The following is a 15,330-nucleotide window of genomic DNA, read 5'->3' as shown; positions in this document are numbered from 1 at the left end:
GGCGGGCTCCGGGGCGTTTGGTCGTCATTTGGGATGTTTAGTTGGCCAGACGGCGGAGAAAGGATGGGATTTCCAGGTCGTCATCGGCCTGTCCCGCCTCCGGTTCTGGCTGTTGGACCGGTTGAGCCGACGCGCGCGCCGAATGCGACGATTGCGGCGCATAGGACATATCGTGCTGAGGCTGGGTGCGTTTGCCGCGACCGAACAGGCTCCAGCCGCTGCGGCGGTGGTCACGGTCGTCGTAACCGTCGTCAGCTTGGGGTTGCTGGGCCGCAGGCGCGGCGCGCTCATAGAGATCGCCTTGCGGCGCGACGCGCGGAGCCGGTGAGCGGGTTTCATATTCCTCGACCCACGGATCGACGATGGGGTCCAGAGTGCGCGGCTGTGGCTCGGCGACGCGGATCACCGGCTCGGGGCGCGGTTCCGGTTCGCGAGCGGCAGGGGCCTGAAAGGTCGGCACGACCGGCGCCGGCTCGATGCGGGGCTCGGGCGCGCGCGGGGCTTCGGCGCGAACCGGCTCGCGGTAGGCGTCACGGGTCGGTTCCGGGGCGCGCGAGGCTTGCGTGCCATACAGGCCGCCGGCCGAGCGACGCGCATCATGGCTAGCCAGCGGCGCGGTGGCGACCGGCGGGGCGATGGGTTCGATGCGACGCACTTCGCCCTCGTCCATGCCGGTCGCGACGACCGAGACGCGGATCTTGCCGTCCAGGGCCGGGTCGAAGGCCGCGCCGAAGATGATGTTGGCGTCGCCGTCCACTTCCGCGCTGATGGCGTTGGCGGCTTCGTCGACTTCCAGCAGGGTCATGTCCAGACCGCCGGTGATGTTCACCAGCACGGCCTTGGCGCCCTTCAGGCTGGTCTCGTCCAGCAGCGGGTTGGCGATGGCGTTCTGGGCCGCCAGCAGGGCGCGGTCGTCGCCGGTAGCCTCGCCCGTGCCCATCATCGCCTTGCCCATCTCGGACATGACGGCGCGGACGTCAGCGAAGTCCAGGTTGATCAGGCCCGGCAGAATCATCAGGTCGGTGATCGAGCGCACGCCCGAGTGCAGGACCTGATCGGCCATGCCAAAGGCGTCGGCGAAAGTCGTGCGCTCATTGGCGACGCGGAACAGGTTCTGGTTGGGAATGACGATCAGGGTGTCGACATAGCGTTGCAGCTCGGCGACGCCCGCGTCGGCCAGACGCATGCGATGACGGCCTTCGAAGGTGAAGGGCTTGGTTACGACGCCGACAGTCAGGATGCCGCGATCACGCGCGCATTTGGCGATGACCGGCGCCGCGCCGGTGCCGGTGCCGCCGCCCATGCCGCAGGTGATGAAGACCATGTGCGCACCTTCCAGGTGCTGGTGGATTTCGTCGGCGGATTCCTCAGCGGCGTTCATGCCGACTTCGGGATGGGCGCCGGCGCCCAGACCCTGGGTGATGGTCTCGCCCAGCTGGATGCGGCGATCGGTCTTGGCGAAGCTGAGGTGCTGCGCGTCGGTGTTGGCCACGACGAACTCGACCCCTTCGAGGCCGGCGTCGATCATGTTGTTCACGGCGTTGCCGCCGGCGCCGCCGACGCCGAACACGACGATGCGGGGCTTCAGTTCAGTGTGTTGCGGCTTGACCAATGAGAGCGACATATTCTGTTTCCGACCTGCTGACCCGCCCCTTCAAACCTAACGACCGCCCCGCCGAATCGCTTTGGTTATGAGCGCGTTAAGGATTGCGCCCATGAAGGTTAAGAGAAGGTTACGGCGATAATGTGAGTCGGGTGGATTGGAAGCTGTTTTCTAAAAGCTTCGCCGCAGAAATCAGCGCTTTTGGATTGCCCTTGAGACACAGGCTGTTGCGGATAACATCGTCGTTTGGTTCAGTACGTCCAAATGAAGAGCCGAGCGCTTTTGAACCATCGGCTCAGGGGAGTAATCACCGAAATGCGTCTCGTCTCAATCACCGCTTTGATCGCGGCCCTATCCTGCACCGGGGTTAGCGCAGCGCCTGCTATGGCTGCCGAGCCCAGCGCGGCTGCGGCTCTGACTAACATAGCTGCGCCAACCATCCAAGAATTTGCGGCCTTCCCGCAGATGTCCAGTTTCACGGTTTCACCGGACGGGAAACATATCGCTGCGCTTCAAGGGCGTGGTGAAACGCAAGTGATCCTTGTCTGGGACGCTGAGCACCTGGATCAAGACCCAACTGTTATCGGCGCCTCGCAAATGAAAATCCGCGCCGTGACCTTCGTCAAGAACGACGTGTTGGGCGTAACCCTGTGGCAACCCTACGACGTAGCCCAGGGCTCCATCATCAAGACCTTCCTCAGTAAGTTCATGCTGACGGATCTTGAGGGACGCAACTGGCGTGATCCGATCAACTCCTTCCGCCCGCGATCGGACGACGAGGCGGAGTTTCTCAAAACCCAGAGCCCGGCCGTGCTGGATGTCCTTCCCAATGATCCCAACAACATCCTGATCGAGATCAACGGCGATGTGCTACGTCTCAATGTACGGACCAATCGGGCCGATCGTGTTCAGCGTTCCAGCGAACGTGTGATCGGCTATTCGACGGATCTGAACGGCGACCTGCGTGTGCGAAACATCGCTGATCGTGACGCCGAAGGACTCTACATTGCAACCCAGTTTCGCAATGCCTCTGGAACTTGGGAAGAGCACTTCCGTAGCCACGTCAAAAACCGAGAAGTCTTTTCGGTCGCTGGATTCAGCACAGATCCGAATATCGCTTTCGTCATTTCAAATCGGGGGAGAGATAAGGCCGCCGTCTTTGAATACGACGTGGCGCGTCGGCAGCTTGGCGAGGTGGTTTTCGAGCATCCACTGTTCGAAGCAACGGGGATGAGCATCAACCGGGTTCAAGGTCCCAACTTTGGCGAAGTACGCTCGTTTACCTACAATGGCCCCCGCGAGACAGAGTATCCGATCGCAGCGGGATACGAGTCGCTCATCACAGGACTTGAGCAGGCGCTTCATATTGAGAAGCATCCTCTCAGCGTCACTGACCCGGCCACAGGCGCCACGCGCACGATTCCCTATGCGACCGACCGCTATATGGAAACGATCGCGGCGTCTCAAGATTGGGGAACCGTTGTTGTCTGGGCAGGCGCTTCGAACGACCCTGGAACCTATTCCATTTTTAGAAACGGCCAGTTGACGCCTCTTGGACAACCATATCCGCAGATTAACCCAGCCTCCATCGGAAAGACCGAGCTCGTATATTACAAGGCGCGTGACGGGCTAGATATTCCGGCTTTCCTTAGTAAGCCGCCCGCAGACGTTTTCGGGCCAGGCCCCTACCCTACTGTCATCATGCCGCATGGTGGCCCGTGGGCCCGCGACGAACTGACTTGGGATTATTCTGCCTGGAGAGCCATGATGACGTCGCGGGGTTATGCGGTGTTGCAGCCTCAGTACAGAGGGTCAGACGGATGGGGCAAACGTCTCTGGCTCGCGGGGGATAACGAGTGGGGTCAGAAGATGCAGGACGACAAGGATGACGGCGCCTTGTGGCTGGTACAGGAGGGTGTGGCCCAACGCGATCGGATCGCGATGTTCGGATTTTCTTACGGCGGCTATGCTGCCATGGTTGCCGGCATTCGTCCCGAAGGAATTTACAAGTGCGCCATCGCAGGGGCGGGCGTGTCTGACCTGACTAAGATTCGCTCCAGCATGTTCCAGAATCCTTATACGCGAGAGGCGCAGCGAGACACCGTCAGTGGATTGAACCCGATCACACAGGCCAACCAGATCAAGATTCCGATGATGGTGTTCACCGGCGAGCGTGACCGTACGGTGACCCAGGATCACTCGGACCTATACGTGGCGCGTGCACGCAGCAGCGGTCAGGATGTTCAGTACCACCTGATCAAGGATTACGCACACGGCCCGGCTTGGACGCGCCAAATAATGGCCGAACAACTGGGCTATATCGATGATTATCTCCGGACAGGCTGCGGAGTTTCTGGACTTTAACTTTAGGTCGTCGGTTTGAGAATGGCCGCCCCCTGCAAGGAGGCGGCCATTTTTTTGTCCATGCCAGCGTGCCGATATCTTGGCCGGGCGCGCTTGCCATCGCTTTCGCGATTTTTGACCGACCTCAACCGGTGGCGACAGATGACGTGCGTCGTCCGCACGCCCCGAAAATGGAAAAGGCGGCGGACCAAAGTCCGCCGCCCCAATCCGGATGTGAAGAAGGTTCGACTTAGAAAGACTTCTTCAGATTGATGAAGACCGAACGGCCGACATAGTCGTAGCCCGAATACAGCGGAGCGTTACCGACCCGATTGTAAACGCCCGTCGTGATGGACGGCGGCTCTTCATTGAACACGTTCCGAACACCGACCGTGGCGGTCCAATCGTCGGTACGATACTGCACCGAAGCGCTGTGCAGGAAGTAGTCTGGCACTTCCAGATCGTAACCTGCTGCGGCGTAATCATCACCGAACTCACGCAGGTAGTACGAGTAGTCCTCAGTCGCCTGGATGTACTCAACACCCCAACGAACGCGCCATTCCTGCCAGTTGTAGGTCAGGTCAGCATAGCCAGAGAACTCCGGCACATTGATCCGACCCTTCTGATCGCGCACCGGGTCGGTCGGCAGCAGTTGACTTGAAGTTTCGGTAACCTGCGTGACGCCGAGGTTGAACGTCGCCGTGCCGGGGCCGACGTCGCGACGATAACGCAGGGTGTAATCCAGACCCTTGGCGACATCGGTAGCGATGTTGATGTAGCTGCTCTCGACCGTCAGCGCATTGTTGCTGGCGGCGCGGGTGATGAACGAGCAGTTGCCTGCGCGAGCGGAGAAGTCTGAGGGGTTGGAGTTGTAGCAATCGCTTAGGATTGCACCACCGCCAAGACGGACGACGCTGTTGTTGATCTCGATCTCGTAATAATCAGTCGCGAACGACAGGTCACCCCAGCCCGAAGGCAGTTGGGGCTGAAGAACGAAACCGATCGTCATATTGTCCGAGGTTTCAGGCTCCAGGTTGTTTTCAGCGCCGCCCAACGTGAAGACGCGGACGCTGGAAGTCGCCACGAAGTTCCCGAGGCCCTCAGAGTTACAGTTAGCGATACGATTCGGGTTTGCAGTCGAAGTCAGTTCACTGCAGGGATCATTGCTGGCTGCAATGAAACCGGAAGTGGCGCCGAGGAACTGCTCAAACAGCGCAGGAGCGCGGTAAGAGGTGCCATAGGTGCCGCGAACCGTCAGCCACGACGTGGGCGCATAGACCAGGCCGACCTTATAGGTCGTATCCGAACCCGCATTCTCATATTCGGTGTAACGCGCAGAGGCGTTCAACGTCAGAGAGTCGACGAGGGTCATATTAGCCAGCAGCGGGGCTTCGATTTCGCCGAAGACTTCCCAAACCGATTCGGAACCGCGCGTCGGGGTCGCCGTCGAGAAGTTGTAGATATTGCCATTCTGCATGTCCGGCGCAGGCGTATCGTCAATCTCCGCATCACGCCATTCGGCGCCCACGAAGGCTTGAACCTGACCAGCCGGCAGAGTGAACAGCGGTCCATCGAAGCCGACGCTCACGACCTTTTCGATATATTCGGTTGTTCCGGTGATCGGGCGGAAGACGTAGTTTTTCCAGTCTTCCGGCAATTGCCCGCCGATGGTTTGGCTGTTCAGGAACGGCGCTGGAATACAACCCGCCGTCGGGTCCGTGACATTTACACGGCAGGTCACGGTGCCCGTAGCGCCGGTAGAGAGAACCCCCGTGCGGGTCAACAGCGAAGGCGTACCGGCCGGAGCCACGACGACGTCGAGCGAATTCTGCAGCAGGTTCGTGATAAACTGCTGGAACTTATACTCGGAACGCGAGCGCGTGTAGCTCGCGTAGGCGTCATAGCGCCAACCCGGGATTACGAAGTCGCCGCGGATTCCCGCGAGGCTCTTCGCGAAATCGACAGTTTGTTCCGAGGTGTCGTTGCCATAACCGATGAAGGCACGGACGCCGACGCGGGCATTGGCGTTCGGACCAGTCGTCGGGCTGAGACCTTGGTTTGCCGAGAAGTTCGAGAAGGTCAGGTTGCCGGGAATCAGCAGGTTGCCGCGGTAATAATCGAGCGCAAGCTGGCGGTAGCCGGTCTGTGAAGACTCGCGGCGGTTAACGAGAAATTCTCCGTAGACTTCAGCATTGCCCAAGGCCTGAAGATCATACGAGCCTTCCAAATAGCCGGTGGTGACTTCGACCGGGGAGATCAGCGACTCGTTCAGCATGTCGTCTTCGAACGTATCGCGGATAGCGGTCGACAAGGCCAGGAAGCCGGTCGGCGCGGTGCGGCTGTCGAGATAGGCGCCGCCAACACCTTCGAAACCGACCAGCCCGGTTGAGGCGCCGGCGTTCGGGCGCCAGCGGTTGAAGTATACGCCGTTCGCAACAGCGGTGCCCGGCACGCCAGGAGCCACGACAATACCCGGACGATTGGTAATGCCGCTCACGGCGGTGACAAAGGCGTCTGAGGTCAGGCTGCTGGTGCCGATGGTGTTGATCGTTACACCGCCGCCATCGGCCGTGTAGCACTTCGACCGGCCGGTCAGCGGGTCAATATAATCGGAACCATCGGTGAACCCGTCGATCGCACATTGGGTGAAGTCACGATCGCGCAAGCGCAGTTCAGAGCGGTTATAGTATTCGGCCGAACCAGACAGGTGCCAGCGGTCGCCGCTTGTGCCAGCCACGATCGAGATACGCGACTGATTACCGGCGCCATTCGCATCGGTATTGGCGTTGTACTGACCCTCGACGCTCACGCCGTCGATATTGTTGCGAGTAATGATGTTCACGACACCAGCGACGGCGTCCGAACCATAAACCGACGATGCGCCGTCCTTCAGGACTTCGATGCGCTCGACCATGGCCGAGGGCAGCACGTTCAGGTCGGCCGACCCAACCGATCCGCGCGAACCGGCCGGAGCAACGCGACGACCGTTCAACAGCACCAGAGTACGCTCCGCACCCAAGCCGCGCAGCGACAGGGTATTGGCGCCCGGGCCACCGTTCGTAACGTAACCGCCGAAAGCGTTGTTGATTTGCTCAGTGCCGCCAGTGACGGCCGTACCCTGCAGCGCTTCGGTGGTTGAAGCGAAACCGGCCAGCGTGGCTTCATCACGCGTGATCACCTGGACCGGCGACGGCGAATTGTAATTATCGCGGCGTAGACGCGAACCCACAACCACTACTTCATCGACTTGGGTCGCCGAATCCGCCGGCTTCGCCTCTTGAGTGGCGTCGGTTGATTGAGCGTAGGCGCTCGGCGCCATTGCGACCATGCCCATGGCCAGACCAGCGACGATGGTCGAGCTCAGCAGCCGCTCCTTGGTGATAATATTCACTATCGTGAGTTCCCCGGATAATCGTCACTAGGATTGTGACGCACTGGCAGCGGTTCTATGCCGCTAACTATCGCAGGGGCAAGTCAGAATGACCAAAATAAGCCACATCCGGCCGCAAACCGTCACAATCCAGACACACCTCGTGCTGGGCAGCAAAGCGGCTTAGAGATTGTCGCGGAGCCAGCCCGCCACACGCCCCACCACATTTCCGCGATGAATGCGAGGCGCGTCGGCGGCGGTGATCTGGCGCGCCATCAGCTTTCTTGCCGACACCGCCTCGCGGGGGCCGTAGGCGGCGCGGAGGAGGACGCCGGCGGTGGCGCAGAAGGCGGGGCCGGAGGCCGCATCGGCCAAATGTGGCGCCCTTTGGGGTTTTCCGAGGCGGACGGGACGGTCGAAGACGCGCACCGCGAGCTCGCGCACGCCATTCAACTGGCTGGCCCCGCCGGTGAGGACGAGGCCCGCGCCTGGCTCCAGGCCGACGCCAGCGTTTTTCAGTCGATCACGTAGCAGTTCGAGGGTTTCCTCGACGCGGGGGGCGATGACGGTTTTCAGCATGGCGCGGGGGACGATGACGGGTCCGGCCGAGGCGTCCTCGCCGCGCGGCGGGGCCTCCAGCATTTCGCGGTCCTCATTGGCGCTGGCCATGGCCGAGCCGTGCAGGGTCTTGAGCCTTTCGGCGCCGGCCTTGGACGTCGACAGGCCGCGCGCGATGTCCGAGGTGACGTGGTCGCCGCCGACGTTCAGGCTTTCGATATGCAGCAGGGAGCGGCCGCCCCAGACGGCTGCGCTGGTCGAGCCGCCGCCCATGTCGATGCAGACGGCGCCCAGGTCCATCTCGTCTTCTTCCAGCGCGGCCAGAGACGAGACGACCGGTGCGGCGGCGACGCCCTGCAGGTCCAGGTGCGCCAGCTCCAGGCAGTGGCTGAGGGTCGTGAACACGTTTTCGGCCATCGAGACCACCAACAGATCAAGCCCCAGCGAGCCGCCCCGCATCGAACGCGGATCATGCACGCCCCGCGCGCCATCGACCGACCAGGCGATGGGCAGGACGTGGATCGGGCGACGGTTGGGCAGGCGGATCTGGGCCAGGGCCATGCCGATGGCGCGCGCCAAATCGGCATCGCCGACCGGATTGGCGCCCAATGAGACGCGGGCCTGCACCCGGTGGCTGGCCATCTGACCGATGGCGGTCGTGACGACGACGCCGGAGACCGGACTCTGGGCCGCGCGCTCGGCGCGTTCGACGGCGTGGCCGATGGCCTGGGCCGCCTCGTCCATATTGATGATCGCCCCGCCCCTCACGCCCTTGGACTGAACGTGGCTGGCGCCCGCGACGCGGATGGTTCGGTCGGCGTGACGCACGCCGTCCGGCTTCATGATGAAGCACGACACCTTGGATTGACCGATATCCAGCGCGGCGACCACGGGCGCACGTCCGGCGCGAGGATCCATGCCCCGACCGTGATCATTCGCCGCGCCGCGTTGCTTGGTCATGTCTCTACGGTCCTTAGGCGTCACCGGCGGGTCGCACGGCGACCTCGTCGGGGGTTCTGAGATCGACGCGGGCGAAGCCCAAGTCGAGCAGGCGTTCGCGCTGGTCCAGCGCATCGAGGCGGATCAGTGCCGCCTCCTGTTCGGTGGCGGGCAGTTGGATCAGGCTGCCGTCCTTCAGACGCAGGTCCCAGCGGCGCTCATCCACGCGCACCAGGGCATCCACCATCCCCATGAGTCGCGGGCGCTGGGCCAGCAGAGGCAGGATCTCGCCCGCCGCCACGTCGGCGCCCTTGCCCACGACGAGCGGCAGGGTCGGATAGCGACGCGCGTCGGCGCCGTCGATGACCTGGCCCCGGTTGTCGATCACCTTGATCTGACCGGCCTCCTGCCAGACGGCCAGGCGGTCGTGTTCCTTGACCTCCACGATCAGGGTGTCGGGCAACAGGCGCACGACCCGCGCCTCCTTGACCCAACCCACGCCCTGAACCCGCGTGCGAATGGCGTCCAGATCCAGGCTTGTGATCGGCTGACCGGAATACAGGCCCAGCGCGCGCTGGATCGCCGGCTCGGCCTCTGGCGACGCGCCGGTGATGTGCACCCGCTTCAGCGTCAGGCCCATGCCGGCCGTCACATTGTCCAGGCCATGGGAAACCGAGGCGCCGATCCGCTCGGCGCGGGCACCCGTGGCCAGAACCCCGACCAGCAGCAGCGCGCCGGCGCCCAGCGCGATCACGGCGGTGCGGGGCGAAATATCGACACGGCCGATGGCGGCCATCTTGCCGGGAACGGCGGACGCGTTCTGGGCCCCGCCGCGCGACCGTCCTCCGCCCTTGGAAGCCGAACCGCGCTGTGGAGCCTGATTAGAACCCTGCCGCCGACCGCCGCGAACTACCGCGGGCATGAGGCGTCCTCCACCATCCACCGAACCAGATCATCATAGCTCATCCCGGTATGGGCGGCCTGCTCGGGGGCGAGCGAAGTCGGGGTCATGCCGGGCTGGGTATTGACCTCCAACAGGACCAGATCGTCGTTAACATCGTCATAACGGAAGTCGGATCGCGACACGCCGCGGCACCCCATGGCCACGTGCGCCGCCTCGGCCTGACGCAGCGCCTTGTCGAACACGTGCGGCGGCAGAACGGCCGGCAGGACGTGCACCGATCCGCCCGGCGCATATTTGGCCTCATAGTCATAGAAGCCCTTGGTGGGGGTGATGTCCGTGACGGTCAGGGCGCGCGGGCCGGCCGGTTCGCCCAGCACGGTGACGCACAGCTCCTTGCCGGCGATATAGGGCTCGACGACGACCTGCTCGCCGTAAGCCCACCCCGGTTCGCCCACTTCGGAAACCGGCCGGTTGGCGCCTTCGCGCACTAGGAAGACGCCGACGGACGAGCCCTCTGCATTCGGCTTGACGACATAGGGCGGGTCGATGACGTGGCGGCTGGCGACTTCGTGACGATCGTAAAGACCGCCGCCCGGCACCTTGATGCCGGCCGCCCGCAGCACGGCCTTGGACTTGTCCTTGTCCATCGCCAGGGCCGAGGCCAGCACGCCGGAATGGGTGTAGGGAATCCGAAGGGTCTCCAGCACGCCCTGAACGCAGCCATCCTCGCCCCAGGCGCCGTGCAAGCAATTCAGCACCACGTCCGGCTTGATCAGGCCGGACAGCACATTGGCCAGATCCCGCCCGGCGTCCACGCGACTGACGCGCACGCCCTGCCGCTCCAGCGCCTGCGCGCACTGCTCGCCCGACGAGAGGGACACCTCCCGCTCTGCGGAAAGGCCGCCCATCAGAACGGCGACATGAAGATCTTTGAATGCGCGGGCCATGACGCCTTGGATTGGGGCCTACATGTTTAACAGGCCGTCAACCATTCGCGCCCGACGGTCATTTTTGCGCGGGTTTTTATCCCGCGCGTCCGATCCGCTTGATTTCCCATTCCAGCTGAACGCCGGTCTTCGCCAAGACATCGGCGCGAACCGCTTCGCCCAGGCCTTCGATATCGGCGGCTGTCGCCTCGCCGGGATTGATCATGAAGTTGGAGTGCAGTTCGCTGAACTTGGCCCCACCCCCGGTTTCGGCGTGCAGCTTGCCGCGCCAGCCGGCCTCATCCACCAGCTTCCACGACGAATGGCCCTCGGGGTTCTTGAACGTCGAGCCGCCCGTTTTCTCGCGGATCGGCTGGGTGGTCTCGCGGCGGCTGGTGATCTCGGTGATCCGGGCCGCGACGGCCTCGGGTTCGTCGGCCGTGCCGCGATAGGTCGCTTCGATCCAGACGATGTCGGCCGGCGCCTGGGAATGGCGATAGGTGTAGCCGAAGTCGGCCAGAGCGTAATCGACCCGCTCGCCCGCCAGCGTCAGGCCCCAGGCCGACACCAGCACGTCCTTGGTCTCGGAGCCATAGCAACCGGCGTTCATGGTCAGGGCGCCGCCGATCGTGCCCGGAATGCCGGCGTAGAATTCCAGCCCGGCGATCCCCGCCTTGGCGCTGGCCTTGGCGACCATCGAATCCAGCGCGCCCGCGCCGGCCGTGACCGTGTCGCCGTCCGTCGTGATCTGCGCCCACGGGCGGCCCGCCAGGCGGATCACCACGCCCTCGACCCCGCCGTCACGGACGATGACGTTCGATCCGACGCCCAGAACCGTCACCGGCACGGCCGGGTCCAGCGCCTTCAGGAAATCCGCCAGATCCTCGGCGTCCGCCGGAATGAACAGGGCCTCGGCCGCCCCACCCACCCGGAACCAGGTATAGGGCGCGAGCGGCTCGTTCCGCAGCAGCTTGCCGCGCACTTCGGGCAGAGCGATCACGCCAGAGCCTCCAACTGCGCCGGCAGGCCATAGGCCCAGCTGGTGATGTCGCCAGCGCCCAGCAGCACGACGACGTCGCCGGATTTGGCCTCATCCTTGATCAGGCGTGGCAGGACGGCGGCGTTCTCCAAGGCCTGGACGTGACGGTGGCCGTAGCGGCGCACACCGTCGGCCAGGGCGTGCTTGTCCACCCCTTCGATCGGCTGTTCGCCGGCAGGATAGACGTCGGCGACGATCACGCTGTCGGCGTCCGAGAAGCAGGTCGAGAACTCGTCCATCAGATCGCGCAGACGCGTATAGCGGTGCGGCTGAACCACCGCGATGACGCGACCTTCCGTCACCTGGCGTGCGGCCTTCAGCACGGCGGCGATCTCGACCGGGTGGTGGCCATAGTCGTCGACGATGCGGACGCCGCCCACGACGCCGGTGGTGGTAAAGCGCCGCTTGACCCCGCCGAACCCGGCCAGACCGGTGCGGATCGCGTCGTCCGACACATCCAGTTCGCGCGCCACGGCGATGGCGGCCAAGGCGTTCGACACATTGTGCCAACCCGCCATCGGAAGGTGCAGACCTTCGATGCGGTGGGTCTCGCCGTTCTGGATCACAACGTCGAAACGCGCGCCGTCCGGTCCCATCTGGCAGTTTTCAGCCCGTACCATGGCCTGCGGGTTCGTGCCGTAAGTGAGGAGGCGCCGGTTATCGATGGCCGCGACCAGCTTCTGCACCTCCGGATGGTCCAGGCAGACCGCGGCGAACCCGTAGAAGGGGATGTTCTCGACGAAGTCCACGAACGCCTTCCGCACCCCGTCGAAGTCGCCGTAGTGATCCAGATGTTCGGGATCGATGTTGGTGACGATGGCGACCGTCGACTTCAGGCGCAGGAAGCTGCCGTCGCTCTCGTCCGCCTCCACCACGATCCAGTCGCCGTCGCCGACCTTGGCGTTGGTGCCGTAGGCGTTGATGATGCCGCCGTTGACCACCGTGGGATCCAGGCCCGCCGCATCCAGCAGGGCCGCCACCATCGAGGTCGTCGTCGTCTTGCCGTGCGTGCCGCCCACTGCGATCGAGAACTGCAGCCGCATCAGCTCGGCCAGCATCTCGGCCCGGCGCACCAGCGGGATGCGACGCTCGCGGGCCGCCTTCATCTCGGGATTGTCGGCCTTGACCGCCGTGGAATAGACCACCGCCGAGACGCCCTCGCCCACATGGGCGGCGTCGTGGCCGATGAAGATCTTGGCGCCCAGCTGTTCCAGCCGCTCGGTATTGGCGCTGGCCTTGGCGTCAGAGCCCTGCACCGAATAGCCGATCTTCAGCATGATCTCGGCGATGCCGCTCATGCCGATGCCGCCGATGCCGACGAAATGAACGGGACCGAGGTCGAACGGGACGGGGCGAAGGCGTGCGATCATTTTCGCCTCATAAACGCCGCCTCGCCTCCTGCGAAGGGCGCGCCGCACACGGAGCGAACTTTTCTAAGGACGATCGGGCGCGGCTGTGCACGAACTCGCACAGAACTATTGCGCCTCCACCGAGTTGTCTTCGGGAACGCGCGCGGCTCCCGCTTGCGCCGCTGCTCCAAAGGACTTCCAAGATGGCCAAGAACACAAAGCCGGCGGGCGCGCCGATAATCGGCAACGCCGGCGAGGTGCACCAGACCGCCTCGACGCCTGAGACCCGCCTGACCACCAATCACGGCACGCCGATCAGCGACAACCAGAACTCTCTGAAAGCCGGCCCGCGCGGCTCGACACTGTTGGAAGACTTCATCCTTCGCGAGAAGATCCAGCATTTCGACCACGAGCGTATCCCCGAGCGGATCGTCCATGCCCGCGGCTCGGCCGCCCACGGCTTCTTCGAACTGACCGACAGTTTGTCGGACTTCACTACGGCCAAGATCCTGACCGAGGTCGGTAACAAGACCGAGCTGTTCGCCCGCTTCTCGACCGTGGCCGGCGGCGCGGGCTCGGTCGATACGCCGCGCGACGTGCGCGGCTTTGCGGTCAAATTCTATACGACCGAGGGCAATTGGGACCTGGTCGGCAACAACATCCCCGTCTTCTTCATCCAGGACGCGATCAAGTTCCCGGACCTGATCCATTCGGTGAAGATGGAGGCCGACAAGGGCTATCCCCAGGCGGCCAGCGCCCACGACACCTTCTGGGACTTCATCGGCCTGATGCCCGAGAGCATGCATATGGTCATGTGGGCCATGTCGGATCGCGGCATCCCGCGCAGCCTACGCATGATGGAAGGTTTCGGCGTCAACACCTTCCGGCTGATCAATGCCGAAGGCGAGGCGACTCTGGTCAAGTTCCACTGGCGGCCCAAGCTGGGCACGCAATCCACCTGCTGGGACGAGGCGGTCAAGATCGCCGGCGCCGACCCCGATTATCACCGCCGCGACCTGTACGAGGCCATCGATCAGGGCGACTTCCCCGAATGGGAGTTCGGCGTGCAACTGTTCACCCAGGACCAGGCCGACGCCCTGCCCTTCGACATTCTGGACGCCACCAAGCTGGTGCCGGAAGAAGAATATCCTATCCGCGTGATCGGCCGCATGGTTCTGGACCGCAACCCGGACAACTTCTTCGCCGAAACCGAACAGGTCGCCTTCCTGCCGACCAACATCGTGCCGGGCATCGACTTTTCGGAAGATCCGCTGCTGCAGGGGCGGCTGTTCTCCTATCAGGACACCCAGTTGTCGCGTCTGGGCACGGTCAACTTCCACCAGATCCCGATCAACCAGGCCAAGGGCTGCCCCTTCCAGAACTTCCAGCGCGACGGCCATATGCAGATGGCAGTGCCCAAGGGCCGCGCCAACTACGAGCCCAACAGCTTGGCCGAAGCGGGCGAGGACGGCGGCCCGCGTGAAGATCTCAAGAGCGGTTTCCGCACCGCGCCCATCCCAGTAGAGGGCGAAAAGGTCCGGCTGCGCGCCGAAAGCTTTGCCGATCACTACAGCCAGGCACGGCTGTTCTTCCGCTCCCAGACCGAGATCGAACAGGCCCATTTGGCCAGCGCCATCGTCTTTGAACTGTCCAAGGTGTCGCTCGCTCACGTTCGCGAGCGTGTTCTGGCCAATCTGCAGAACGTCGATGAAACCCTGGCCCAGCGGGTCGCAGACGGCCTGAACCTGCCCCTGCCCAAGGCGTCCGACCCCGGTGTGGCGCCCATCGATTTGGACGCCTCGCCTGCCTTGCGCATCGTCGGCAAATATCCCGACACCCTGAAGGGCCGAAAGGTCGCCATCCTGGTCGCCGACGGTTCGGACGGTGCGGTCGTCGACGCCGTGAAGGCGGCGGTTGAAGGCGACGGCGGCTCGGTCTTCATCGTCGCGCCCAAGATCGGCGGGGCCAAGCTGAAGGGCGGCAAGGCCCTGGCCGCAGACGGGCAACTGGCCGGCAGCCCGTCGGTCCTGTTCGACGCCGTGGCGATCGTTCTGTCCGAGGACGGCTGCGCCCAGATGCTGAAAGAAGGCGCCGCAGTCGATTTCGCCAAGGACGCCTTCGGCCACCTCAAGGCCATCGGCCACACGCCCGAGGCTCAGCCCCTGCTGGACAAGGCAGGCGTCGAGCCGGACACCGGCGTGATCGACCTGTCCAAGGACGCCAAAGGCTTCCTCGCCCCCGCCCGCACCCGCCAGTGGGACCGCGAGCCCAAGGTGCGCATGCTGGCGTAAGGCGACTG

The 15,330-nt window shown here is 63.8% G+C and carries 9 protein-coding genes; 2 read left to right on the top strand and 7 right to left on the bottom strand.

Features of this window, described 5'->3' with window-relative positions; translation table 11 throughout:
* Window positions 1–37 precede the first annotated feature (37 nt).
* Window positions 38–1,624 (bottom strand): cell division protein FtsZ, encoded by a 1,587-nt coding sequence (gene ftsZ, locus LG306_RS06780; RefSeq protein WP_404419230.1) that lies wholly within the window; start codon window positions 1,622–1,624, stop codon window positions 38–40.
* 363 nt (window positions 1,625–1,987) lie between these two features.
* Here ftsZ and LG306_RS06775 point away from each other — a divergent pair, with 363 nt between their 5' ends.
* A complete protein-coding gene (locus tag LG306_RS06775; protein WP_404419228.1) occupies window positions 1,988–3,967 on the top strand; it encodes an alpha/beta hydrolase family protein in 1,980 nt (659 codons plus the stop codon).
* 229 nt (window positions 3,968–4,196) lie between these two features.
* Here LG306_RS06775 and LG306_RS06770 read toward each other — a convergent pair whose 3' ends face one another.
* The 6 genes from LG306_RS06770 to murC all read right to left on the bottom strand — a co-directional run bounded on the left by LG306_RS06770 (window position 4,197) and on the right by murC (window position 13,052).
* Window positions 4,197–7,337, bottom strand: coding sequence for a TonB-dependent receptor domain-containing protein (locus tag LG306_RS06770; RefSeq protein ID WP_404419226.1), 3,141 nt, complete (start codon window positions 7,335–7,337; stop codon window positions 4,197–4,199).
* A 162-nt stretch (window positions 7,338–7,499) separates the two neighbouring features.
* Window positions 7,500–8,792 (bottom strand): cell division protein FtsA, encoded by a 1,293-nt coding sequence (ftsA, locus tag LG306_RS06765; RefSeq protein WP_039247066.1) that lies wholly within the window; start codon window positions 8,790–8,792, stop codon window positions 7,500–7,502.
* Between the two features lie 55 nt (window positions 8,793–8,847).
* Window positions 8,848–9,735: a cell division protein FtsQ/DivIB gene (locus LG306_RS06760; protein WP_217431720.1), complete on the bottom strand. Its 888-nt coding sequence runs from the start codon at window positions 9,733–9,735 to the stop codon at window positions 8,848–8,850.
* Entirely contained in the window at window positions 9,723–10,664 is a 942-nt protein-coding gene (locus LG306_RS06755) for a D-alanine--D-alanine ligase (protein ID WP_404419224.1), read from the bottom strand. Before LG306_RS06755 ends, LG306_RS06760 begins: the two co-directional genes overlap by 13 nt.
* Window positions 10,665–10,740: 76 nt before the next feature.
* Entirely contained in the window at window positions 10,741–11,643 is a 903-nt protein-coding gene (murB, locus tag LG306_RS06750) for a UDP-N-acetylmuramate dehydrogenase (RefSeq protein WP_404419222.1), read from the bottom strand.
* Window positions 11,640–13,052, bottom strand: coding sequence for a UDP-N-acetylmuramate--L-alanine ligase (gene murC / locus LG306_RS06745; protein WP_404419220.1), 1,413 nt, complete (start codon window positions 13,050–13,052; stop codon window positions 11,640–11,642). Before murC ends, murB begins: the two co-directional genes overlap by 4 nt.
* 182 nt (window positions 13,053–13,234) lie before the next feature.
* On the opposite strand from murC, the gene LG306_RS06740 reads away from it, so the two are divergent.
* On the top strand, window positions 13,235–15,322 hold the full coding sequence (locus LG306_RS06740; protein ID WP_404419218.1) for a catalase: 2,088 nt from the start codon (window positions 13,235–13,237) through the stop codon (window positions 15,320–15,322).
* Window positions 15,323–15,330 lie beyond the last annotated feature (8 nt).

Source organism: Brevundimonas vesicularis, assembly GCF_044807075.1.
GTDB lineage: Bacteria > Pseudomonadota > Alphaproteobacteria > Caulobacterales > Caulobacteraceae > Brevundimonas > Brevundimonas vesicularis_G.
This window is presented reverse-complemented; position numbering and strand designations above follow the sequence as displayed.